At 25.9% G+C, this 24,965-nt stretch carries 21 protein-coding genes; 6 read left to right on the forward strand and 15 right to left on the reverse strand.

The window, feature by feature from the left end; genetic code table 11:
* Window positions 1-122: 122 nt before the first annotated feature.
* On the reverse strand, window positions 123-1,001 hold the full coding sequence (gene argB / locus BM020_RS05480) for an acetylglutamate kinase (protein WP_074798517.1): 879 nt from the start codon (window positions 999-1,001) through the stop codon (window positions 123-125).
* Between the two features lie 620 nt (window positions 1,002-1,621).
* Here argB and BM020_RS05485 point away from each other — a divergent pair.
* Window positions 1,622-2,671, forward strand: coding sequence for a cysteine peptidase family C39 domain-containing protein (locus BM020_RS05485; protein ID WP_074798519.1), 1,050 nt, complete (start codon window positions 1,622-1,624; stop codon window positions 2,669-2,671).
* A 107-nt stretch (window positions 2,672-2,778) separates the two neighbouring features.
* A complete protein-coding gene (locus BM020_RS05490; RefSeq protein WP_067146115.1) occupies window positions 2,779-3,162 on the forward strand; it encodes a hypothetical protein in 384 nt (127 codons plus the stop codon).
* Window positions 3,163-3,390: 228 nt separating this feature from the next.
* Here the strand turns inward: BM020_RS05490 and BM020_RS05495 are convergent, their stop codons facing one another.
* From BM020_RS05495 to BM020_RS05540, 10 genes are all read right to left on the reverse strand, one after another.
* On the reverse strand, window positions 3,391-4,002 hold the full coding sequence (locus BM020_RS05495; protein ID WP_074798521.1) for a class I SAM-dependent methyltransferase: 612 nt from the start codon (window positions 4,000-4,002) through the stop codon (window positions 3,391-3,393).
* 343 nt (window positions 4,003-4,345) lie between these two features.
* Window positions 4,346-5,089, reverse strand: coding sequence for an SDR family NAD(P)-dependent oxidoreductase (locus BM020_RS05500; RefSeq protein ID WP_067146111.1), 744 nt, complete (start codon window positions 5,087-5,089; stop codon window positions 4,346-4,348).
* Between the two features lie 279 nt (window positions 5,090-5,368).
* The gene (locus BM020_RS05505; protein ID WP_067146109.1) at window positions 5,369-6,202 is read right to left on the reverse strand and encodes a hypothetical protein; all 834 of its coding nucleotides are present in this window, start codon (window positions 6,200-6,202) and stop codon (window positions 5,369-5,371) included.
* A gap of 660 nt (window positions 6,203-6,862) precedes the next feature.
* Window positions 6,863-8,086, reverse strand: a complete 1,224-nt coding sequence (gene argJ, locus BM020_RS05510; RefSeq protein WP_067146105.1) for a bifunctional ornithine acetyltransferase/N-acetylglutamate synthase — start codon at window positions 8,084-8,086, stop codon at window positions 6,863-6,865.
* Window positions 8,087-8,243: 157 nt separating this feature from the next.
* Window positions 8,244-8,687: a preprotein translocase subunit SecE gene (locus BM020_RS05515; protein WP_067146103.1), complete on the reverse strand. Its 444-nt coding sequence runs from the start codon at window positions 8,685-8,687 to the stop codon at window positions 8,244-8,246.
* A 96-nt stretch (window positions 8,688-8,783) separates the two neighbouring features.
* Window positions 8,784-9,986 (reverse strand): hypothetical protein, encoded by a 1,203-nt coding sequence (locus BM020_RS05520; RefSeq protein WP_067146101.1) that lies wholly within the window; start codon window positions 9,984-9,986, stop codon window positions 8,784-8,786.
* Window positions 9,987-10,161: 175 nt separating this feature from the next.
* On the reverse strand, window positions 10,162-11,202 hold the full coding sequence (locus tag BM020_RS05525; RefSeq protein ID WP_074798523.1) for an NYN domain-containing protein: 1,041 nt from the start codon (window positions 11,200-11,202) through the stop codon (window positions 10,162-10,164).
* Window positions 11,203-11,586: 384 nt separating this feature from the next.
* Entirely contained in the window at window positions 11,587-12,477 is an 891-nt protein-coding gene (locus BM020_RS05530) for a radical SAM protein (RefSeq protein WP_074798524.1), read from the reverse strand.
* A gap of 195 nt (window positions 12,478-12,672) precedes the next feature.
* Entirely contained in the window at window positions 12,673-14,064 is a 1,392-nt protein-coding gene (locus BM020_RS05535; RefSeq protein ID WP_067146094.1) for a 2,3-diphosphoglycerate synthetase, read from the reverse strand.
* Window positions 14,065-14,511: 447 nt separating this feature from the next.
* Window positions 14,512-14,817 carry a UPF0058 family protein gene (locus BM020_RS05540; RefSeq protein WP_067146092.1) on the reverse strand — a complete coding sequence of 102 codons (306 nt, stop codon included), beginning with the start codon at window positions 14,815-14,817 and terminating at the stop codon, window positions 14,512-14,514.
* Window positions 14,818-15,545: 728 nt separating this feature from the next.
* On the opposite strand from BM020_RS05540, the gene hisD reads away from it, so the two are divergent.
* The 3 genes from hisD to BM020_RS05555 all read left to right on the forward strand — a co-directional run bounded on the left by hisD (window position 15,546) and on the right by BM020_RS05555 (window position 19,792).
* Window positions 15,546-16,829: a histidinol dehydrogenase gene (gene hisD, locus BM020_RS05545; protein WP_067146090.1), complete on the forward strand. Its 1,284-nt coding sequence runs from the start codon at window positions 15,546-15,548 to the stop codon at window positions 16,827-16,829.
* A 147-nt stretch (window positions 16,830-16,976) separates the two neighbouring features.
* Complete coding sequence (aspS, locus tag BM020_RS05550; RefSeq protein WP_074798529.1) at window positions 16,977-18,299, forward strand: aspartate--tRNA(Asn) ligase; 1,323 nt, start codon at window positions 16,977-16,979, stop codon at window positions 18,297-18,299.
* Between the two features lie 170 nt (window positions 18,300-18,469).
* Complete coding sequence (locus BM020_RS05555; protein ID WP_074798532.1) at window positions 18,470-19,792, forward strand: BaiN/RdsA family NAD(P)/FAD-dependent oxidoreductase; 1,323 nt, start codon at window positions 18,470-18,472, stop codon at window positions 19,790-19,792.
* 380 nt (window positions 19,793-20,172) lie between these two features.
* Here the strand turns inward: BM020_RS05555 and BM020_RS05560 are convergent, their stop codons facing one another.
* From BM020_RS05560 to BM020_RS05570, 3 genes are all read right to left on the reverse strand, one after another.
* Entirely contained in the window at window positions 20,173-20,889 is a 717-nt protein-coding gene (locus tag BM020_RS05560; RefSeq protein ID WP_074798534.1) for a DUF4012 domain-containing protein, read from the reverse strand.
* 179 nt (window positions 20,890-21,068) lie between these two features.
* Window positions 21,069-21,599 (reverse strand): class I SAM-dependent methyltransferase, encoded by a 531-nt coding sequence (locus tag BM020_RS05565; protein ID WP_067146082.1) that lies wholly within the window; start codon window positions 21,597-21,599, stop codon window positions 21,069-21,071.
* 101 nt (window positions 21,600-21,700) lie between these two features.
* Window positions 21,701-22,738, reverse strand: a complete 1,038-nt coding sequence (locus BM020_RS05570) for a pantoate kinase (RefSeq protein ID WP_067146080.1) — start codon at window positions 22,736-22,738, stop codon at window positions 21,701-21,703.
* A 234-nt stretch (window positions 22,739-22,972) separates the two neighbouring features.
* Between BM020_RS05570 and BM020_RS05575 the strand changes: the two genes are divergently transcribed.
* The gene (locus BM020_RS05575) at window positions 22,973-23,644 is read left to right on the forward strand and encodes a histidinol phosphate phosphatase domain-containing protein (RefSeq protein ID WP_256379539.1); all 672 of its coding nucleotides are present in this window, start codon (window positions 22,973-22,975) and stop codon (window positions 23,642-23,644) included.
* Between the two features lie 48 nt (window positions 23,645-23,692).
* On the opposite strand, the gene BM020_RS09595 is transcribed toward BM020_RS05575, so the two are convergent.
* On the reverse strand, window positions 23,693-23,839 hold the full coding sequence (locus BM020_RS09595; RefSeq protein WP_158499585.1) for a hypothetical protein: 147 nt from the start codon (window positions 23,837-23,839) through the stop codon (window positions 23,693-23,695).
* Window positions 23,840-24,965: the final 1,126 nt, after the last annotated feature.

Below are 24,965 nucleotides of genomic sequence, written 5' to 3' on the forward strand. Positions count from 1 at the left end.
TAAGTAAAAAAATAAATTAAAATAAAAAATGAGTAAAAAAATAAATTAAAATAAAAAATGAGTAAAAAAAGTAAAAAAAATAAATTAAAATAAAAATAAGTAAAAAAAGTAAAAAAAAGTATTTACTTATAAATCATAGTTCCTATACCTTTTTTTGTAAAAATCTCAAGAAGTAAGGTGTGTTTCATTCTTCCATCTAAGATGTGTGCTGATTTTACACCATTATTAATTGCCTCAACACAAGTTTCAATTTTAGGAATCATACCGCCTGTAATAACACCCTCTTCAATAAGAGCTGGAATTTCATCTATATGCATTCTTTGAATTAAAGTTGAAGGGTCATTTGGATCTCTTAAAACACCTGGAACATCAGTTAAAATAATTAATTTTTCTGCATCAACTTCACCTGCAATTGAACCTGCTACAGTATCTGCATTAAGATTTAAAGTATCACCATTTTCAGCTATTCCAATAGGAGAAATAACTGGAATAAAATCATTTTCAGTATACATTTTAAGTATTTCTGGATTGATTTTTTTAATCTCACCTACTAAACCTAAATCAACCTCTTCAATTTCACCAGTTTCTTCATCTTTTATTTTATGGATCTTTTTACAAGCTTCAATTAATTTATTATCTTTACCAGATAATCCTGCACCTTTACCATCATGCAAACAGATTTGGGAAACAATGTCCGTGTTTATATTACCTACAAGAACCATTTTTACAATACGCATAGTTTCTTCATCAGTAACTCTTAATCCTTTGATGAATGTAGGTTCTTTACCTAATTTTTTCATAGAACGGGTGATTTCTGGACCTCCCCCATGAACAACTATAGGTTGCATACCAACATATTTTAAAAGTACAGTATCACGTACTGTGGAAGCCATAGCCTCTTCATCTACCATCGCATGACCTCCATATTTAATCATGACTTTTTTATTATAAAATTTTTTAATGTAAGGTAATGCCTCTACCAAAATATTTACTTTTTCCATTGTACCACATAAATAAATTAATATCATTAAATATTTTCTTAATAGAAAATTTTAGAAGTTTTTTAATATTTTTAGAATTTTTTCTAAACATACTTTCTTAATTCAAATCAAAATAAAGTTTGTTTATAATACTATATAAAATAGACTAATTTTTTTAGTTTTATAAAAAATAATTTGTCTAAATTAAACAGGTTTTCTAAGATTAAACCTAACTAAAAAAATAAAATTAGCCCACAAAATTAAACCTAACTAAAAAAATAAAATCATCCCACAAAATTAAACCTAAGTAAAAAAATAAAATTAAGCTATAAAATTAAATTTAAAGCACAAATTATAATTAAAATATAAAATTAAAGTTAAAAAAACATTAAATTTAAATATAACTTATTTTAAATTAATTATTAACTTAATTCTAGTTGTAAATAATCTATATTTAAAAATAAACTATTTATAAGAAATATCAAATAAAACAAAAGATTTATAATTAGTTAACTATTTCTAAAATCATAATTAGTTTAAAGTTTTTAAAAATTTTTATTATTTTATCATTTTAAAAATAGCTAATTTAGATTTTTTTAATTATTTACATAGAATAAGTTAATAAAAATAGGAGTTAAAATATGTTAAAAATAAATAAAAAGATTTTAATTATATGTATTATATCTTTATTTTTAATAATGGGCCAAGTAGCTGCTTCAGATACTAATTCAACAGAATTTAATGATATAAATACAAATGTAGATTCAATTGAATTAGATCAAATAAATAAAGATACTGGAAATTTTGATAGAAATCTAATTGATAAATATCTAAATGATGAGGATGATGAATTAAACCAAATTCCTAGAGATGATTTAAAATCTAATGATAATGAGCAATTTGAAGAAATTAATGATTCCAAACAAGAAGATAATATTGATGATTTGGTTGATGATGTAGAAATAATAGAAGAGAAAGAAAAAGACACTACCGGTATAGTAATAGCTAATGATAATTTTAGTTGTGGTCCTGCATCTCTTGCAACTGTATTAAATAAATTTGGACTTAATCTTAGTTTAAATGAACTATCCAAACATACAAATACCAGCTCACATGGAACAACCATGCAATCTCTAATAGATGCTACAAAATATTATAATTTCAGTGCCTATGGTGTTGAAATAGAGACTAAAAGCCTTAAAGAAAATTATATAGTTAATTTAAACCTTAATGGATGTGAACATTGGAGTGTTGTTAGAAAAGTAACGGATACACATGTTTTCCTAGCTGATTCAACTGAAGGAAATATTAATTTCACTATTGATGAATTTAATTCATATTTTAATAAAAAGGCAATTGTCTTATCTAATGATAAGTCAATCGATTTAAAAGAAGAATTAATCAGAAATCAAATAAGTATTTTAGATAAAGATCAATGTTTAAGTATCTCTGGAAAAGGTTTAAAGAAAAAAGTCATTGGTTATAAAGTAGTTTGGAAATATGGATTTATAAGAAAATATGGTTGGGTATTAAGACCTGTAGTAAAAGGGGGGCATGTTTCATTTTCTAAGTGGCAATATGTTAAAGGATATTATACTGTATGGGGAAAATATAAAACATTAGAACCAATTTACAAATATTACTATGTTTCAGATGAAGCTTTAACAAGTGCTAAAATTAAAAAAAATTAATAAACTAAATAAATAATAAACTTTTATTATTTTATCAACACAAAAAAAAAAACTTATAAATAATAATTTATAAAATAGTTTATAACGGCATATGAAGGAGGTTAAATATGGATAAAAAAATTACTATAGGTATAATTGTGGTGATAGTTGCAATCATTGCAATTTGTGCTTTTCTAGTATTTTCTAATAATTCTATCCCTGAAAGCTCTGAACTTACTGATTTATTTGATTATTCCATCAAACCAAATACAAATTGGAATGATGATAAAAAAGAATATTCATTTAGTCAAAGTATAAGCTCTATTAATGGAAAAGACTATAAAGACATTGAAATTAAGGTAAATTTCTATAAAGACAATGATCTATTAGATAGTTATAATACTAAAATAGATAGTACAAAAAATGGTAAATTCAATCTTAATTTCACTAAAAAACTCTCTGAGGAACCTGAAGCATTTTTTTATGATGTAGTTAGTGCAACTGAGGTTTAAAAATAAAATAAGCTATTGAAAATATAAAAAAATAATTTAAAAATAAAATAAATTATTGAAAATATAAAAAAAATAATTTAAAAATAAAATAAATTATTGAAAATATAAAATTTTTTGCTAAAAATAAATAAATAATCTTTCTCCATTTATATTATTTATTTATTTTTCATTTTTTTAAAATTAGAATTAGTGAAAATAATAATAAAAATAAAAAATAGTTAAAATTAACTATTTTTGAAAAACAATTAAATAATGAGACTTACCTTGAGGAATATCCTCACCAGTATCTGGATTTAAAGAGAATAAATCCATACCATGTTCTTTAAATACTTCTTCTAAATCTTCCGGACTGCTTCTTACGGTTATAGGAGGTCCATGTCTTGCTTCTTGTTTTTTATAGTCCATAATTGCAAGCTTACCACTAGGTTTAAGAATTCTTTTAAGTTCTTCAATAGCCTTATCCATTCTTCTAGTTGCTTTAAATCCGTGCCATACATTGATTAAAAGAATAACATCCACTAAATCATCATCCAAATCAATATGATCTGAAATATCTGCACAAATTGGGAAAAGATTATCAATAGCTTTTTCTTCCTTTTCTTTAATTAAATCTTCAATAGAAGGTTCATAAATGTCTATTGCATAAATAGTAGCATCATCATCTAATATTTCAACAGCTTCAAGCGCTGCATGTCCATCTCCACATCCCGCATCCATAAATACTTCATTACCTTTAAGGTTTAGCTCCATAATAATATCATGAGCATTCAAAAATGACTCACTTGACCTACCTTGAATCCTATGTCCATTAGCAGGTAAAATACCAGTTTTATTTGCCATAAATAACCACCTTTTAAATTAATAATTAAACATAAAAACTTATAAATAAACAAATGAGTATCTAATTTAATAAAATGAATTAGATACTTATTTTTGATTATAATTAATATTAATTTATTAATACTGTTATATAATTATTTTCATAACGACAATAAAAAAAACAATCAAAGAATTTAAAAAAACTAATAAAACCAAAATAAAAAAACAATCAAAGGATTTAAAAAAAGAAACTCAAAATATTAAAAAAATAAGCAAAGGATTTAAAAAAACCAATAATATCAAAATAAAAGAAATAAAAAAAATGAATATTAAAAATATTCATAAATAAAAAGTTAAAGGAGGATTATATTTCAAATCCACCATCTACTTTAATAATTTGACCATCTAAGAAAGTACAGTCATCACTTGCTAAGAATAATGCCATGTAAGCAATATCATCAGGTTCACCGCATCTTCGTACAGGACATTGATCAATCATTTGTTGTAATGCAGAAGGACCACCGATACCATCTACCATTGCAGTGTGGATAAGACCTGGTGCAATACCATTGCATCTTATTTCAGGACCTAATTCCCAAGCCATAGATCTAGTTAAACCCATCATTGCATGTTTACTGTCTACATATGCAGCAAATCCATGGTGAGCTCCAAAGGATGCTACAGAACAAGTGTTAATAATAGTCCCTTTACCTTTTTCTTTCATTATAGGTGCAACTAATTGAGTAAGTAATAATGCAGAAGTTACATTTACATTAAATACTTTTGTCCATTCTTCAAGTGTCACATCCATTAATGGAGACATACTCAACATACCTGCATTGTTAAAAAGAACATCAATAGTACCATATGCATCCATAGTTTCTTCAAAGACCTTAGGTACTTCATCTAAGTTAGCCATGTCTACAATTACATAAATTGCTTCTCCACCAGCTTCTTTAATGTCATCTACAACAGCCTTTGCTCTTTCTTCATTTCTTCCAGTTATTACTACTTTAGCACCTTCTCTTGCAAATAATTTAGCTGATGCTCTTCCCATACCAGAGGTTGCTCCAGTTACAATCGCTACTTTTCCATCTAATTTACCCATTTTATCACCTTCCAAATATCATAAGTTTATGATACTCTAATTAATTATATCTAATTTTATATATTTAAATATTTTTAATTAAATCTAAAAAAGACTAAACAAGGTTTAGTAAATAAGAAATAAAGAATATAATGTTCAGCGTTTTATAATTTAATTGAATAAACAAAGAATTAGAAAAATTAAATAATCTTTTATAAATTAATAAAAAATTAAAAGAAAATTATAAACTGAACAATTCATAAAATTTATAAATTAAAAAAAGAGAAAATTTAAAAAGAATTATAAAATCAATTTATCAACAGCGTGAATAAATTGATTTGCTCCAGTTTCCAAACTGTAATCTGGGTTTCCACGCATTTCAAATACAATAGCTGGAACTCCCCCTTCATCTATAGGAATTGTAGAATACTGTGGACTTGAATAACTTGCAGGTTCATAGTAAATAATATTCTTTAAAGTCTTTGTTATATTATTTGCAGAATCATAAGCAACTAAATCTGTAGAAATAGGTGCAAATATATAAGGATCCTGTACATAGCCACCATTTGAAGAGTGAATATCAATAGCTAGATTATAATTGTTTTTCACCACATCATTAACAACAAAATTTTGAGCAAGCAATTGGCCATTCATCCTACTTTCTTCAAAATCCTCGCTTTCAGCGCTGACATTAATCCTATAAACATAATAAGAATAATTCAAGTAATCAGAGGAATTTAAAAGACTTTTATAAATTGCATCATGAGCATTAGATTCTCTTGGGTGCTGTCCTAAAATATATGCAATTTTTACTGAAGATTTGTTATTACCATAAGGCCCTTCAAGAGTTACAGTTCCTATACTATTTTTACCAATGGTTTTAATTGGTTTTTGTGATGTTGACAAATCTGTAGAATTAGAGTTTGTTAAATCTGTTGGAATATATTTTAAAACATTATTTAAAATAGGGTAATCATCAGAAATATATTGTAATAAGCTGTCTTCACTTGTTGCATAGTCATAACAAAGAATAAAGCCCTCTGCAAGTATGACAATTAAAATGATTAAAAAATAGAGTAAGTTTTTAGAAGGTTTTTTTGATTTTTTCTTTGATTTTTTGTCTTCATTATCCATAAAAACACCAAAAAATAATTAACTAATCTTTAAAATCTTAAAACCTAATAAAATGTTTATTTAAGAAATAATATTAATTCTAAGAAATAATATTAAATAATATTTAGATGAATTTTATTAAAATTTGTATAATTAAAATAATTTTTTTAATTTATCTAAATTTGTTAAGAAAATTAAAAGTTAGAAAGATAGTTAAATTGGAAAATTATTTTTTCCAAGTTTGTTTAACTCCTCTTCCTTTTTTACTACCTGGCTTTTTGTAAGATCTTTTAGGTCTAGTTCTTTTATTGGTTCCTTTTACCTTTGCCATAATAATCCTCCTTTAATTTTTGATAATAATATTATTTAACAAGACTAATCTATAAAATAATATTGATAAAATAATAAAATAGAAATCATCATATTAAAGTAAATATGATATAATTTTATATAAAAAAAGCTTTAATAATAAAACCTAATAAAATATTTATTTTTAAGTTATATAAACTTTACCCATAAATATTTTAAAATAATGCTAAAAACCTTATAAATTAGATTACAAATATAAATCAAATAATATTAATGAAAATAATGAATAAGATTCAAAAAAAATGAATATAATTAAAAATTTTAAAAGAGAATATAAAATTAGTAGATATATGCTAGTTTTTTAACTGTTTTTTAACTAGTATACTCTGCATTAATTTTTACATAATCATATGTTAAATCACAACCCCATGCAGTTGCAGTATATAAACCTTGATTTAAGTTTACTAAAATATTAACTGTTCTCTCTTGCATAATCTCCTCAGCATATTCAAGGTTTTCTGTTCCATCAAATGCTAAGATTTTTCCATTATCTACTAAAATAGCTTCTTTTCCATCATCAGAATTTAGTGAAACTGAGATAGTATTTTGATTCATTTCACAACCAGAATAACCGATAGCAGCTACAATTCTTCCCCAATTAGGATCTCCACCAAAAATCGCTGATTTAACAAGGGACGAGCCAATTACAGACTTAGAAGCTTTAATAGCATCTTCAACAGATTTAGCACCAGTGACTTTACATTCAATAAATTTACTAGCACCTTCACCATCACGAGCCATCATTTTAGCTAAAGAAATACACAAAAAGTCAAGAGCCTCTTGGAAATCCTTATTTACCTCATCATTTTCTACTACATCAACACCAGATTTACCATTTGCCATTAATATTGCCATATCATTAGTACTTTCATCACCATCTACAACAATCATATTAAAACTTTTATTAACTGCAGATTTCAATGCTTTACTAATCATTTCAAATGATATCACTGCATCAGTTGCTAAGAAACATAACATAGTACCCATATTTGGTGCAATCATACCTACCCCTTTGGTAATTCCACCGATAGTTACTTTTTCACCATTAACTCTTGTTTCTACAGCAAATTCTTTATGATAAGTATCAGTAGTCATTAACGATTTAGCAGCATCTGTTGAACTTTCTATAGAGTGATCTAGTTTAGAAATAGATTCCTCCATCAATGGCAAAATAATATCCATAGGCATTCTTCTACCTATTACACCAGTTGATGCAGTAGCTATTTCATTAGATGGAATCTTAGTGATTTCAGATGCAATTTCAATAGTTTTATCACAATCAGCTATTCCATCTTTACCTGTAAAGCAGTTTGCATTTCCACTATTTGCAACAACTAAAGATAGTTTTCCCCCTTTAATCATTTCCTTTGTATGAATTACAGGAGCAGCTACAACCTTATTTGATGTAAAAACTGCTGAAGCGTTACTATCTTTTGATTCGATAACAGTAAGGCCATACTTGCCTTCACGAGTCCCCGCTGCCCTTACACCTTCAACAGCACATATTCCTCCTTTAATAACATTAATATTAGACATGATATCCCTTTTATAGATTAAATTTGTAAAATTATATTAAACTCATAAAATTAACTGAAAATAAAAATTTTTTAAAATCTATTAAAAATAATTTAAAAAACAATGAAGCAATAAAAGCAGATTTAAAAAATAATAGAGAATAAATATTAAATAAAAGTTAATAAATATTCACCGATTGAGAGGCATTGAATGCAGTGATATTCTGACCTTCTGTAACATTTTCATTAAAATCATAGTATAAAATGTGAGTTCCATTTTCATCTTTTAAATCATAACTATTATTCTCATACTTTGTTATATTATTAGTTACATTCATATAATGTACATCTCCAGAATCTGATGAATCTGAGTCAACAATACCTATAATCATTGAAATGCCTAAAGCTAAACCACATATAAAAGCAATTAAAATGATTACCATTAAAATTACTTGTTTAGAGCTTCTAGCTTGTTTAACAGTTCTGGAATCCATAGAAGCTCTAGAGTTTCTAGAATTATTAGAGTGTCTAGATTCTCTAGCATTATTAGGACTTCTAATTTTTAAAACATTTTTATCTTTAGCTTTTTTAGAATTCCTAAGTCCTCTACCACCTATTGCCATTAATTTCACCACAATTATAATAATATACCCTTTAAACCATTAAGAAATTAAAAATAATGTAAAAATAATTAAATTAAAAATTTTAAAAACACCGATTTATTTAAATGTATAATATGCTACAGCGATTAAAACAACTAATACACCATAAATAGCCATACCCATTATAGCAAATAAATAACATAAAATAAACATTACAATAAATGCAGTAATCATTTTACTTTTTTTATTAGATAAAAGTTCACATATAGTTCTTGTAAAATCTGAAGGAATATTATAAGCATATAAACCATTAGCTAAATCAAATACTACTAAAGATAATGCACCAAACCCTTTAATTTCTTCTGCAATATTTGCACGTTCACCAGCTTCTCTTCTACTTCTACCAATACCAATTTTAACTTTAGCACCATTATTGAGAATAAACCATGCACAGTCAAGTCCTGCACGAATAGCTACATCTTTACTTGGGAATTTTGCAATTAAGTCATCTCCACCTTCACGATAACCTTCAATATGCCCTTCACAATCTTCCATAAACTCTTTAACACTTGTCATTAATTCAACAAGTTTATTTCTACCATACTTAGAAATAAAATTAGTTGAGTCTACAATATCAATAAATAAGTATTGTTGGAACTCTGGTGGTTCAGATTCCGCCAATTTGAAAGGAGTATCTAAAACAAGTGCATATTCACCACCCAATTTAGTAAATGCAACACCCGGAGAATTTCCAACTTCTTTATTGAATTTAATTGATCTTTCAATAGCTGCAGCACCAGTCATACCAGCAGCAGCCCTTACATGTACTCCATTATCAAGGCCAATACCTACTAATCTAATAGCCACTCTAATTGCATCATTTTTAGACATTAATCTTGAAACGATTTCTGTTTCGCTTCTTTCAATAATATCCCCTTTTTCTCTTAAGATAATGTCTGTGAAAAAATTAATAATATTAGAAGGCTCTGAAAGCTCAATATACATATAACGGTCACTACCCATAATAATATTACTTACAAGAGCATATTCTTCAATCTTATCTTGAGCAGGAAGTAATTCATAAAAGCTATGATTTTCTGGAATATTTTCACGGCCAACATCTCTAACTAAGTTAGTGAAAATACTTTCAGTAGTAATATTCGCTTTATCAATCTCCATAAGCATAGTTTGAGTATAATTAAACATATCTACATATTCAGTTTCTAATGGAGTGGTTGGGAAATATTTAGTACCAATACTAATAATGTCATGTTTTGTAATTAAAGAAAATATTTTTCTTATTATGCTATGGTCCGCCATATTTTACCTCCTATTAGTTTTTTTAATTAAAATAATTAGTTATTTGATAAAAATGATTATTTAAAGAAATAAAAAAATCATATAATTAATAAAAATATAGTTAATTTGATATACAATTAATAAATTGAAAGATGATTAATTATTAATTGAGAAAACAATTAATTGTTTGATTAAATTAATCATTTTCTTTCTTTTTCTTAGAATTCTTTTCTAGATAAATTTCAAATTCACCTGGTTTTTCTAAAATCATATTTGGTTTAACTGAAACAAATGGAAACTTCCAAGAACCTAATCTACCTGCAATTGTACTTGCAATATTTCTTGAATTCTTTTTAATAAAGACTTCATCATAAGTATTTGTTTGAATTTCAATATTATATGGGGGATTATCCTCCACTTCATCAGTTAAAACAATATTTAAACCAAAATAACCTGGTTTAATAAATAAATCATTACGAACTGCTATTAATGGCTTATGAACTAGCCTTAATCTATCTGCTACAGTAACAGAAATATTACCTGCATCTTTAACAGCAGCTTTATAATCTTTAGGATGAACAAGAACAAAAATTACATAAGGAACAGATGTTTCTACATCATCTACCATTTCCATAACTTTATCAAACATTGGTAATCTGGAAAATATCCCCTCTATTTTTGAAGAAACATCATCATGTTCAGATTGATCAAGCAATAAAATAGCTTGTTTAGCTATGTTTAGTGGAGTAAATTTAGTTGTTTCTTTACCTTTGTAAACTACCCAACGCTTTCTTTCTAATTCATTTAATGTTTCATCACAAATATTTTGTAAAAGATTCTTAACCTTCTTAGGCTTTTTGGTTTTACCCATAACCAGTCCATTATCGTTAATGGAGAAAGGAATTCTTATACTATTAATATCTGGGAATTCAGACATGAAATCTCTAAATTTATCATTAGATAAGACTTTTGCATCCTCTTCATAAGCTAAATCAAGAATATAATGATCCGCAATAGTTCCTACAGGTACTTCATCAATAATTCCATCATCAACTAATTTTACAAAAGTTTCTTTATCATCAATATTATGACGTAAGGAAGCATCTGCTATAATTAAAAAGTCATGATTAGCTTGTTCTAAAACTTTAACAGCCAAAGTAATATTTTTTAATTTAGCTTTTGAACCTTCCTCTTTTTGAAAATGTGCAACATTTGCTGCATCAATAATAACTTTCAAGATATCACCTTTAAAAGTTTATAATTTATTTTAATTAATTCTTTTTAATGAATGCTTTAAATCTTAATAGACCTTAAATCTTCTTTATTAAATAATTCTAATACTATAAAAGATTAAAATCAATACCAACAAGGCATATTTTTATGAATAATTCTATGAATATTTTTATAGTAATTCTTTATATTGTAAATATATATTATTACTAAAATATTTAAATCTTTTTAGAATTTTAATTTTAATGGTTTTTGAAAAATAGTTAAAACTTTATTTGATTGATTAAAAATAAAAGTAGTTAAAATTTCATTCGATTAATTAAAAAAAATATAAAAAGAAAGTATCAAATCTATTTAAGCTGTATAAAATAAGATTCAAAAAATATCCAACTCACAAATTAGCTCTTGGAAGTACACTATCAAGTAAACCAGGTTTTAACTCATCTATTTTATCCATATTCTCTTTAAGATTTTTAATCATCTTTTCTTTATTTTTAAAATTATCGCTGAATCTTATTAAATTATAAGGATGACTTCCAAAGAAATAACAATCATCATCCATTTCCAATTTTTCTAAAAGCAATAATTCTTCATTTAATTTTTCTCTTTCAGTTGCTTCAACAAATTCTTGATTAGTTTTCATTTTATACAAATGAGAATTTTCAGCTATCGAAGTAGTTAATGGGCCAACGATCTTTGGTTTAAAAGTATTTAATAAATCAACCGTTGCATTGACATTCTCTTTATAATTTCCACTACCTGCAACACCTAACATTAAAAGAGCATTATAATCCATTCCTATTTCTTTTAGTTTGGATAATTGATTATATTCATCTTTACTATCATAACCTTTTTTCATTAATTTTAAAGCAGGATCATATGCAGTTTCAAGGCCAATATATAAATCATTAAATCCTTCCTCTTTTAATTTTTCTAAATCATCAATTGATTTTGTTTTAATATTTCTTATTGAAGCATAAGCACTTAAACATTCAATTTTAGGAAGGTAATCATGAATTAATTTTGAAATTTCTAATAATTTATTTGTTGAAAGTGTAAATGCATCACCATTTACAAGAAAAAGTCTTTTTAAATCTAGAGGAAAATATTTTGATAATTCCTCTAGGTCTTCTTTTATATCTTCTAGAGGTGAGGATCCAAATTTTTGTCCATGATACATTGTGCAAAAAGAACATTTATTCCATGAACAACCGTAAGTAATCTCTAATAATGGAGTATGTGCCTCTGGAGGTGGCCTATATACAGGTCCTGTGTAATGCATATTAATCCTCTTTTTAAAAATAAATAATAAATAAATAATTTATATTATTTTAACATAAATAAGCTCAAAATCAACAACCAATTAATCTAAAATAATATTAAACTCAAATCAACAACCAATTAATCTAAAATAATATTAAACTCAAATCAACAACTAATTAATCTAAAATAATATTAAACTCAAATCAACAACCAATTAATCTAAAATAATATTAAACTCAAAATCAGATATTGCACTATCAACAACCTTTAGAATAGATTCTGCTAAATCTGGATAATTTTCACTAGTTGGAACAGGTATATTGTCACAATAGATTAATTCAATACCTAATTCAATCGCTTCATTAGTTACTACATCAACAGCAGCTGCTTTTAGCTCTGTTACAATACAATCTACATCATCTTTATATTTATCAATATCTTCTTTAAGAAGAGGTCTATTTGAAAGATGGGAACTTAATCCAACAACTTTACAATCATAAGTTTCTTCTAAATAGTTAGATAAAACATCTCTAACAGAATCTGGAGCAGTTGTTACAAATAAAACTTTTTTACCAGAAATATCACCTAAAGGTTTAGGTCTAAATACTGTCGGAATAATATCAACATTTGGATTAATTCTATTAATAAACTCTTCTATTTCTTTTATTTTCTCTTCACTTGCCATAGGTTCTTCACACATAGTGATTATTACTAAATCACCTAGTTTTATACGAAATGGTCCAAAATATCCTTTAATATTTTCTATTGGCTGATTAGCTCCAACTAAAACAATGCCTTTATTAGTTTTAATTGGAGGAATAGCCGCACCACTTCCTTCAAATATTACAAATTCTGCATCATCTTGTTTATTAGCTTTTTTAGCTGCTTTATCCATATTTGTTATAAATACATCTCCAGCTAATCCACCACCACATCTTCTTGAACCTATTGTTAAAATACGGCTCATTAAAGCATCTTCCCAATGGTCACTAGCAGCATGAACTCCTTTATTAGATTGTTCAAGTAAAAATTCAGGACTAATTTCAATATTTTCACCATGAACTATCTCTGGTTCTTCAGGTCCGCCACGACCCATAGCTACAACACAAGGATTATAATCATTTTTATCAATTAAACGAGAGACAAAACCAGAAACTGCTGTTTTACCTATACGTTTACCTGTTCCAAAGATTTTAATTGAAGGTTTTTCCATTATATCATATTGTGTTAAAGGTTCAAATTTAAAATCAGCCCCTTGATAAGTAGCTTCACAAGATAGGACAACAGAAGCTATATTAAACCTTTTTGCATAATCTAAAACTGGTTCATCACTTAAATCCATTACAACACTTGCTTTATATTTTTTTATAACTTTTTCAATTAAATTATATGGAATTTCTTCCCTATCTTCACCGAAGAATACAGGAGCATCTAAAAAATCACTGTATTTATCTTCATCACCTAATTTAAGCTTTTCAGTTCCACCAATAAATACTAGAGCTACAACTTCAATATGATCTATGCTATTTATTGAGTTTACAGCCGCTTTAGTTACAGGAAGATAATGTTCTCCATCAACTAAACAAATAACTTTTTCAGTAGTCATAAAATCCCCTTTTTATTCATCAATCATAAAAATAAAATCTAAAGTTTAGTTCTTAATATAAATTATTCTTTAAAATTTATAAATTAAATTTCAATTAATTCTTATTTAATTATTGACAAATCAATATATAAAAAGTTTTCTTTTTTAATCCTTTAATAGAATAATTTAAAAAATTGATAAAAAATAAATATTTAGATTTATTTGAAAAAATAAAGAACAATTATGAAATTATAATAAAAATAAAAAACTTATATTAGTTTAATAAACTATAAATAATTAATAAAAATCATTGAAAAATATTAAAAATACTAAAAAAATAAGAAATAACTAAAATAAACAATAAAATTAGTGAAAAATATTAAAAATATTAAAAAATTAATAACTAAATAAATTTAGTTAAAAAATATTAGTAAAAAAATAAGAAAAATTAATAAAAAATAAAAAGAATTATTTAGATTGAGCAGCTTCAGCTGCTTTTAATTCTTTTTTAGATCTTCTTACAAGATCCCTTAAAGCATTTGAAACATTTGGAGGTACAGAACCCTCTTCTTTGTTCAAAATAACTTCAGAGATAGTATTAGAAAGAACAAAGATTGCGTGTTTATGTTCTGCTTTAGTTCTGTGGATGTGATGAGGACTAATATTTAATGCAAGGTAATCCTCACAGAACTCATGAGCAGTGTTATCAGTATCTAAATATTTTAAAACATATACTAAAAATTGATGTAATTGAATCATTTCATCCTTATACATATAATACCTTTCCTATATTATAAAATTATAAAAATTAATATTAATATTGATTTTTAAACTAAACTATTTAATTAATTTAACTTAAATATTCTAAAGACATAACAAATCTAAATAAAATATGTAAACTTATTATACATCATCATAATATCTAAAAATTTTATTCATTTTAAAGATTTAAACCAAATAACAAATAAATCCATCATATAAATTAAACTAGTGAAAATTAATTTATAATTACATTCTTTTATTTACTTTTGTTAATAGTACTTTAAAGACAATTGTATTTAAAATTTTTGTTTTACTATATAAATTTTTATATTTAATTCTTTGTATCAAATAAAATATAAATCTTTTTGTTAAATTAAATTTTAATATGCAAATTTATCTATAGAATTAGGATTTTTCTAATAAATAAATTTAAAAATATACAAAATAACACTTAGCTAAATTAATCTAAAAAAATAAACAAATATATTTTGAGAAATAATAGAAAAATAAATAAAAAAAATAAGAAAAGGGATAAAAATCTTAGAAAAATAAATAAAAAAATTAAGATTTATATAATATATTAACAATGTATATAAAATATAAAACATATAATTAGTAATGTTATAAATTATGCATTTAAAAATCAAATAATCAAAAATGATAAAATTGCATAAAAGAACAACTAATTAAATTATAATTAATTTGTTTTAAGTTTATTTTATTTAGTAAAGAGTGGTAGAATGGAAATTCTAAAATATGATAAAGAAACTGTAAATGATTTAATTAAAAGATCACAAGCAGATATTAACGAAATCTTAAATATAGTTTCAGATATTCTTAAAGATGTTAAAGAGAATAAAGATGAAGCTGTTAAAAGATACACTGCAAAATTTGATAATGCTGAATTAGATAATTTACAAGTTCCTAAAGATGAAATCAAAGAAGCTTATGATAATTTAGATAAAAATCTCATCGAAGCGCTTAAAAGAGCATCTGAAAATATAGAAAAGTTCCATAAAGCTCAAATTCCCAAAGAATGGTTTATGGAAGTAAACAAAGGAATTACTGCGGGGCAAATCATAAGACCAATTAATAGTGTTGGTTGTTATGTTCCAGGAGGTAGAGCTGCTTATCCTTCATCTATTTTAATGGAAGTTATTCCTGCTAAAATTGCTGGTGTTGAAAGAATTATTTGCTGTACTCCTCCAGGAGAAAATGGAAAAATCTTAGATGCTATTTTAGTAGCTGCAGATTTATCTGGAGCAGATGAAATCTATAAATGTGGTGGAGCTCAAGCTATTGCTGCTATGGCCTATGGAACAGAATCAATTGAAAAAGTTGAAAAAATCGTAGGTCCTGGAAATGTATTTGTTACAGGAGCCAAAAAATTAGTTTATGGTGATGTAGATATAGAATTCCCTGCTGGGCCATCTGAAGTTTTAGTTCTTGCAGATAAAACTGCTATTCCAGAATATCTTGCTCATGACTTTTTATCTCAAGCTGAACATGACCCTAATGCATCATGTTTTTTAGTTACTGATGATGAGAAAATAGCAAGAGATGCAAAAGATTTAATTGAAAAATTTGCAAAAGAGGCAGATAGATGTGAAATTATAGAAGAATCCTTAGAAAAGCATGGACATATTATTCTTTGTGAAAATATGGAAGAGGCTATTGATTTTACAAATACCTATGCACCTGAACATTTAATCATAAGTACTGAAAATGATAAAGCAGTACTTGATAAAATTAAAAATGCAGGTTCTATTTTCTTAGGTAAATATTCTCCAGTAGCTGCTGGAGATTATGGTTCTGGAACTAATCATGTTCTACCAACAAGTGGTGGAGCTAAAATGTATTCTGGTCTTTCTACTGAATCATTTATTAAAAAACCTACTGTTCAAACTATTACAAAAGAAGGAATTGAAGAATTAGCTAAAACTATTCTCCCAATAGCTGAATATGAAGGTTTCTATGCACATGCAAATTCAGTAAAAATAAGATTAAATAAAAAGAACCATTAAAAAACTAAATTTAAATAAAATATATTAAAAAAAACTAAATAAAGTAGATTTATTATAAACTATATTATAAATTTAAAATTAATAAACAAATTTATTAATTAATTAAAATTATTAATTAAATTATGTAAATATAATTAAGGTGATAATGTGGATTATTTATTAGGCGATTTAAGAAGAACTCATTATTCAAAAGAGGTAAACCCTGAAATTAGTGGGGAAGAAGTCCTTATTATGGGTTGGGTTCATGAAATAAGAGACTTAGGCGGAATTATCTTTGTAATCATAAGAGACAGAGATGGATTAGTACAAATAACTGCACCAAGTAAAAAAATAGATGCATCAATCTTAGAAGATTTAAGGGCACTTAGAAAAGAATCTGTAGTTGCAATTGAAGGTACTGTACAAGATGCAGGAAAAGCACCAAATGGTGTAGAAATTATTCCAGCTAAAGTAATTACCTTAAACCCAGCTAAACAACCATTACCTATGGATCCAACAGAAAAAGTTAAAGCTGAAATTGATACTAGATTAAACTCAAGATTCCTTGATTTAAGAAAATCCAATGTTAGCTCTATCTTTAAAATAAAAGCAAACATGTTGAAAACCGTTCGTGATTACTTCTACAAAGAAGGTATGATTGAAATTAACACCCCTAAGCTTGTAGCTTCAGCTACTGAAGGAGGAACTGAACTTTTCCCAATTACTTACTTTGAAAAGGAAGCATTCCTTGGCCAATCTCCACAATTATATAAACAAATGATGATGGGTGCTGGATTCGATAAAGTATTCGAAATTGGTCAAATCTTCAGAGCAGAAGAACATGATACTTTAAGACACTTAAACGAAGCTGTTTCCATCGACTGTGAAATTTCATTTGCAGATGATGTAGATGTAATGAGAGTATTAGATGGAATGATAACTGCAGTTTTAAAATCTACTAAAGAAAACTGTGGAAGAGAACTTGAAGTTTTAGAATATGATTTAAGTGCTATTCCAGAAGGACCATTCCCAGAACTTAAATATGATGATGCAATAGACATTATTAACTCTAAAGGTATCGATATAGAATGGGGAGAAGACTTATCTAGAGAAGCAGAAAAAGCTTTAGGTGATACTCAAGAAGGTTTCTACTTCTTAACTGATTGGCCATCTGCTATTAAACCATTTTATGCTATGCCTTACGAAGACAGACCAGAAATCAGTCATGCTTTTGATTTGATGTATAAAAACTTAGAAATTTCCTCTGGATCTACTAGGGTTCACCAATACGATCTTTTAGTAAAACAAATGATTGAAAGAGATTTAAATCCAGATGGATTTGGTAGTTACTTAAAAGCATTTGAATATGGTATGGCTCCTCACGCAGGTTGGGGTGTAGGTGCTGACAGATTAGCTATGGTTTTAACTGGTGTTGAAAACATTAGAGAAACTGTTCTCTTCCCAAGAGATAGACACAGATTAACTCCATAGCTTAATAGTAAAAAATAAACAATAGTCAATAAAGATAATCAAAATTATCATATTTTTGTGATTTATCTTTATTATTTTTCTTTTTTTAATTTCTTAAAACAGCTAAATTTAAATATCAATTCTCATTTTTTAATAATTATGTATTAAACTAATAAATTCAAGGTAATAATATGCAAGAATATAAAATAGCAATTATAGGAGGAGGGCCTGCAGGTATGATAGCTGCAATAAAAGCAGCAGAAGAATTAGGTCCTAAAACTGTATGTATCATAGAAAAAAACGATACATTAGGAAGAAAGCTTCTTTTAACTGGTGGAGGTCGTTGTAATATTACTAATAATACTCCAATTCATAATCAATTAAACTATTATAATAAAAATAAAAACTTCCTTAAACATGCATTATACACATTATCTCAAGATAAATTACTTGCTATATTTGAAAACAAAGGCCTTGAATTTCACCAAGAGGATAATAAAAGAGTTTTCCCAGATAGTGAAGATGCACATGATATTTTAGATATTTTAGAAGAATACCTTGAAGAGTTAGAAGTGGATATATATACTAAATGTCCAATTAATACAAATGATATTGAACATGAATTAAATGAAAAAATGCAACCAGTATTTGAAATACAAAATGATAAACTATCATTAAATGCATCGAAACTTATAGTATCTACAGGTGGTATCACATACCCAGTTACAGGTTCATCTGGAGATGGATATAAAATAGCTTCAAAAATGAATCATACTATCACTGATATAAAACCTGGACTTGTTTCATTTAATGTTGATGACTTTTTACTTAGAAGTTTAAGTGGACTTAGCTTAAATAATGTGGAACTTTCATTTAAAGATAAAAAGAAAAAAATTTCAGTAAAGGGAGATGTTTTAATTAGTCATTTTGGCCTAACTGGACCTGCAGTAATTAATTTAAGTAATAAGTTAATTGAAAAATCTAAATTTACAATTTTAGATGAAAACTTAAATCTAAAAGATGATGACGAAATAGAAAAGCTTGAATTACACACTAATAAAATTTCAATAGATTTTACTCCTGATTTTACTGAAGAAGATATTAAAAGTCAAATTACTAAAGATACCCCAAATAATGGAACATTAAAAATTAAAAATTATATGAAAAAATTCCTTCCAAATAATTTCATTGATTATTTCTTAATGAAATTAGATATTAGCCCAAATAAAACAATGGCTAATATTACTAAAAAAGAAAAAAATAAAATATCTGAAAATCTTAAAAGACAGGTGATTGAAATAGAATCATTAGAAACAAATCTTGCAAAAGTTACTATTGGAGGGGTTAGGTCAAAAGAAATCGATTCTAAAACACTTCAATCAAGATTTGTAGAAGGCCTATACTTTGCAGGAGAAATCCTTGAAATTGCTGGACCAACTGGAGGTTATAATTTACAAATAGCATTTTCAACTGGTTATTTAGCAGGCAAAGAAGCTGCAAATAGCTTAAAATAATCTGTTTTTTATTTTTTAATTTGATCTATTTTTATCTTTTAATTTGATCTATTTTTTATCTTTTAATCTAATCTATTTTTTAATCTATTTTATTTATTAAAGCATTATTTTTCTTATTTTCTAAATTTTTTTATTAAATATTTATCTTTAAAAAATCAACAAATTAAAATCAATGAAACTATTTTAAAACATACAAAATATAAAAAAATAGCTAACAATATAAAAAAAAATAGTAAAAAATAGTTAAAAGTATAAAAAATTAATTAAAAATAGTTAAAATTATAAAAAATTAATTAAAAATAGCTAAAAATATAAAAAAATAGTAAAAAATAGCTAAAAATATAAAAATAAAAAGAAAAATTGTATAAATTTAACTAAACTTATACAATACTTTCAAACCCTTTTGTAGCGAGTAAACGTGCAAAAGAACCTTCAGGAGTCATAATAATATTTCCTTTTTTATATTCTTCTAAAGCTGCTTTAACCATTGTTTCTTTTTTGCTAGGGTCTTTTGCAGCTTTGGAAAGAGCTTTTACTAATACCATAACAGCATCTGATCTAGACATAGTACCAGTATGAATATTCTCTCTACCTTTATAACCGGCATAATTATCATTTTCACGTATAATGTCTGTTGCACTAAGATTAGTTACTTGACCATCTACTTCAAGAGGTCTAACAGAGTCAATAACATTATCTAATCCTTCATCATAGATAACAACAACAGCATCTATATGTGTTCCATTATGATACTCTACAATTTCTTTTGCATATTTCATACCATCTTCAACACCATTCCACAGACAGTCATGCATTCGCATATTACCTTTAAGATTTCCAGGTGCTGGTTGAGATGGATGTGTCATTCCTCCAGGATAAAATGGATCATAACCTTTTAAATGTCCATCTTCTAAACGAACAATATAAGCCATATCACATCCCCCGTTAGGTTGTTCATATTTATCAGCTGCTAAGACTAAAACAGTTTTATTTTCTGCCGTTAAATCAGGACCTGCAAAGAAGCTACCTATAACAACTAATAACCAAATAAGAATTACAGAAAGAATTGCTATAATAAGTTTTTGTTTTCTAATCATAAACTTTCACATTCCTAAATTAAAATAATTAATAATTTTCTATATCATAATAATATATATTTTTATATTTTATAAATGTATTTATAAAAATATAAAAAACCCTCATAAAGATAAAAATTTTAAAAAAAGATTATATTTTATCTTATCAGTCCATAAACTAAACTCTTATTCAAAGAAGATTAATCTATCTTATCAGTCCATAAACTAAACTCTTTAATTCGAGGAGGAATTCCTTGATTTCCACAGGATTCAAGCCAACCCTCACTTGATTCAAATTCCTCATCATAATCAACACTATTTACAAAGTCTATTAATCCCTGGTTTCTAATTAAAACATCCCTTGGTTTTAATGTAGATGACCAAATATAATAAACCTTAAAAACAGTATCTGGATGATAACCTCCCCCTAAATCAATAGATAGTACATCACACCTATCAATAGATTTAACAACTTCCTCTAAAGTCTCATGAAGCCTAACATCCCCACTAATAAATCTAAAATTATTATTATATCGTGAAAGTCTTTCCATAGGTTTAATAGCTTCTGGACTATTATCTATGCTTATTAATGAACCAGTACTTAATTTATATAAAATAAGCTCACTAGATCTGCCAACATGAGAACCTAATTCAACAACAACGTCTGTCTTTTCTAAAACTTCATTTAAATCTTGTCTATAAACTTTCATGTCATAACTGAGTTTTATTATTTCATCACCCCCATATAATTATGATATTCCATAAAATCATGACATTCCATAAAATCATGACATTCTATAAAATTATGATATTAATATCAATAATAATATGATTATTTAATATTATTAATACGAATTCCCTTTGTCTCTAATTTATAAAAATCAAACTCATTATAATATTCTGCTTCTAATTTTAATTTTTGTTTTTCATTAGCTATTGCAAAAATGGTATTACCTAACATTGCCATTGAACTACCTAATACTTTTCCATCTAATAAATGTACAATTTTTAATAAGTCATCATTTATTAAATGAGTTTTCTTAGCAAAAGATAGTGAGGATTTCATAAATTTTTTAATAGTTTCTTCTTCATTAAATTCACTATCAACTGCTACATTAAATTTAGATTTAAATTTAGAACCTATAACAATTCCATCATCTTTTTTATTAAATTCTTCACCAATAGCAAACCCAACATCTGTAATGACTTTTTTATGCTTTTCATTTTCAATTATAGAAGATGTAGAAATTTCTCCAAATGTTTTAGTAATTACATAAAAATTAGACTCTTCAGATAATGAAATACCGAATCCTTGCTTTTCATGTGGAACTAATGATTTTACCTCCCCATAAGCTGGAGCTCCTACCTTAGTTCTAAGTACAATGCCTTTAGATAACTCTGCAATAACATCTCCGAGTCCAGTACCTAAAGATATTTCTGCTAAATGAGCATATTGGCCACATTCTTCAATGGATAAATCTAAATTAAAAAATTCATTTATACAAATAGCAGTACCAATAGCAGATGCAGCAGATGTTCCAAATCCACAGCCTATTGGAACTTGAATTCTTTGATTAATAATAATATTTTCTAAGTTAAATAAAATATTCTTCTTGTTTAAGTCTTTTTTCATTAATTCAAGTGTTTTTAAAATGATTATTTCATTGTATTCATCTTTTTTATCATTTATCATAATTGTTAAATCTTTAGAACTATCATTTTCTTTTTCTTTTTTAATTTTACTAATTTCAGTAATTACTCCTTTATCTAATAGTACCCCAGCACCTAAAGAGCCTTTTAACAAAGGATTCTCATTGTCAAAAATACTAAAAAAGCCAGTTATATGAGATGGAACAAATACAGAAATCATTTTAACACTTTTGAATTTTAATTAAATTTTAAAATACTTAATAATTTTAAAATCACATATTAATAAAAATAAATTTATTAATTATAAGAATAAAATTATAAGTATAATAGATTATTAAGATTTAACTAATATAAATTAGATTTTTAACATTTATAAAATTTTATAAATTTATAAAAAATAGTTTAAAAATAAAAATCAACGAATCTAATCATTTTAATAAAAGGAGAGATATCATTGACTCATAAAAGAATCGATTTACATATGCACAGTTTATTCAGTGACGGGGAGCTTTTGCCATCTGAACTTGCAAGAAGAGCACTTGTCTTAGGACATGAAGCAATAGCTATTACAGATCATGTTGATTATTCCAATATTAACACCATTACTGAAATTAGTGATGCTATTGATGATATAAACAATAAATGGGATATAACAGTAGTTTTAGGTGCTGAGATTACCCATGCACCAGTTGAATCTATTCCTGAGCTTGCAGATAAAGCTCGTGAGCTTGGTGCTAAAATTGTTCTTGTTCATGGTGAAACATTAAATGAACCTGTTGTAGAAGGTACTAACTTTGCTTCTGTAAACTGTAAGGAAGTTGATATTTTAGCTCATCCAGGACTTATAACTCATGAAGAAGCAAAAATAGCTAAAAAAAATAATGTTGCTTTAGAAATTAGTACAAGAAAAGGCCATTGTTTAGGAAATGGACATGTAGCAAATATAGCAAGAGAACTAGGTAATGACCTTCTTATTGATACAGATACCCACTCTCCTGATGATATAATCACCTTTGAAAGAGCAATTGAAATAGGATTAGGTGCTGGATTAACAAAAGAAGAAGTTTTAAAAGCTACCGTTGATAATCCTAAAAAAATCCTTAAAAGACATGGAATAAACCTTTAATAGTTAATTATTTATTTCATGACTTCTTCTTTTAAAAAAAAAAATATATTAGTGTTCTTTTACTTTTTTGCTTTCTTTATTATTACAACATCCGAAGAAAAAGTTTCTTATTTTTTTAACTTCAGATTTCTTTCCTTTTTCTATTTTTTCATTCCTTTCATGAATTTTCTTTCTTGCTTCAGCCATGTTTCCCATTTTTTCACCTTGAATAAGCTAGTTAATAAATATCTATCTTAGAAATATTATGAATTTTAAATAAAGTTCCTTGTTATATATGCATATATAAAACATACTTTATAAAATTTTAAAAATTGTAAATAAAATTATAAAAAATCAGTAAAAATAAAATTAGTAAAAAAATAGTAATTAAAATCATTAAAAAATAAAAATAATATAATCAACCAGCAACAAAAAAGATTAAATCCTTTTTGTCTGTCTGATTAATTCCTTCTAAATATCAAAATATTTAGAAATTAAAAAACTTTTTTAATAAAACTCTAAATTTGATTTGAATAAATTAAATCTTCTAGTGAATTTATTTTGGATAATGTGTGCTATGATTTGGATTTGATTTAAAACTTTGAAGATAATTTAAATTTTTTTGTAATGTTTTGTTTATATTGGGAGCAATTTAGAAGATATTATTTAATAAAGTTTTTAAAAGTTTTTAACTAATATTATTTCAAAAATTTATCTTCTAAAAGATACAACTTTTGGATCTCTTTTTCTTTCTCGATTAGTAGGTTTAATTTGTTTCTTTCCACAAATTCCACTTTTGCTTCTTCCCAACATTTCACCTCCGAGAATTTAAAGATAGAAGCACATAAAATTTTAAGAACTGGAGATTTTCATTTTTGGAGTGATTTATGACAATATTTAGTTTGTACTTGCAGAGCCAGTCCTTAAAATTTAGGTATGCCTAAATATCTTTAGTTATAGTATGTTTTTATAGTATATAAATGTTTAGGTTCGCCTAAATATTAGCATATATACAAAACGTTTGTTAATATCAAAACAGTTATATACTATAAGAACAATAATATAATTATAGATATTTAGGATAACTCCAGCGTCGAAAATCGATACTGGTTTAAAATGAATACTATCAAAATCCAAAGAAAAAATAAACCTGAATATCTCCAAATAAAGTTATAATGCACTAATCAACTAATTAGATGCATATTAGCTTTAAAAATGTATTAATTAGTATTAATTAAATTTTTTAATTATTTATTAATTATTTATTAAATTTTTAATTATTTTAATTAAAAAATAGCTAATTAATTAAGTTGTTGAATAAAAAAATAAGTAAAAAATCGTT

Origin of the sequence: Methanobrevibacter olleyae (assembly GCF_900114585.1) — an archaeon.
In the GTDB taxonomy this organism is placed as follows: domain Archaea; phylum Methanobacteriota; class Methanobacteria; order Methanobacteriales; family Methanobacteriaceae; genus Methanobrevibacter; species Methanobrevibacter olleyae.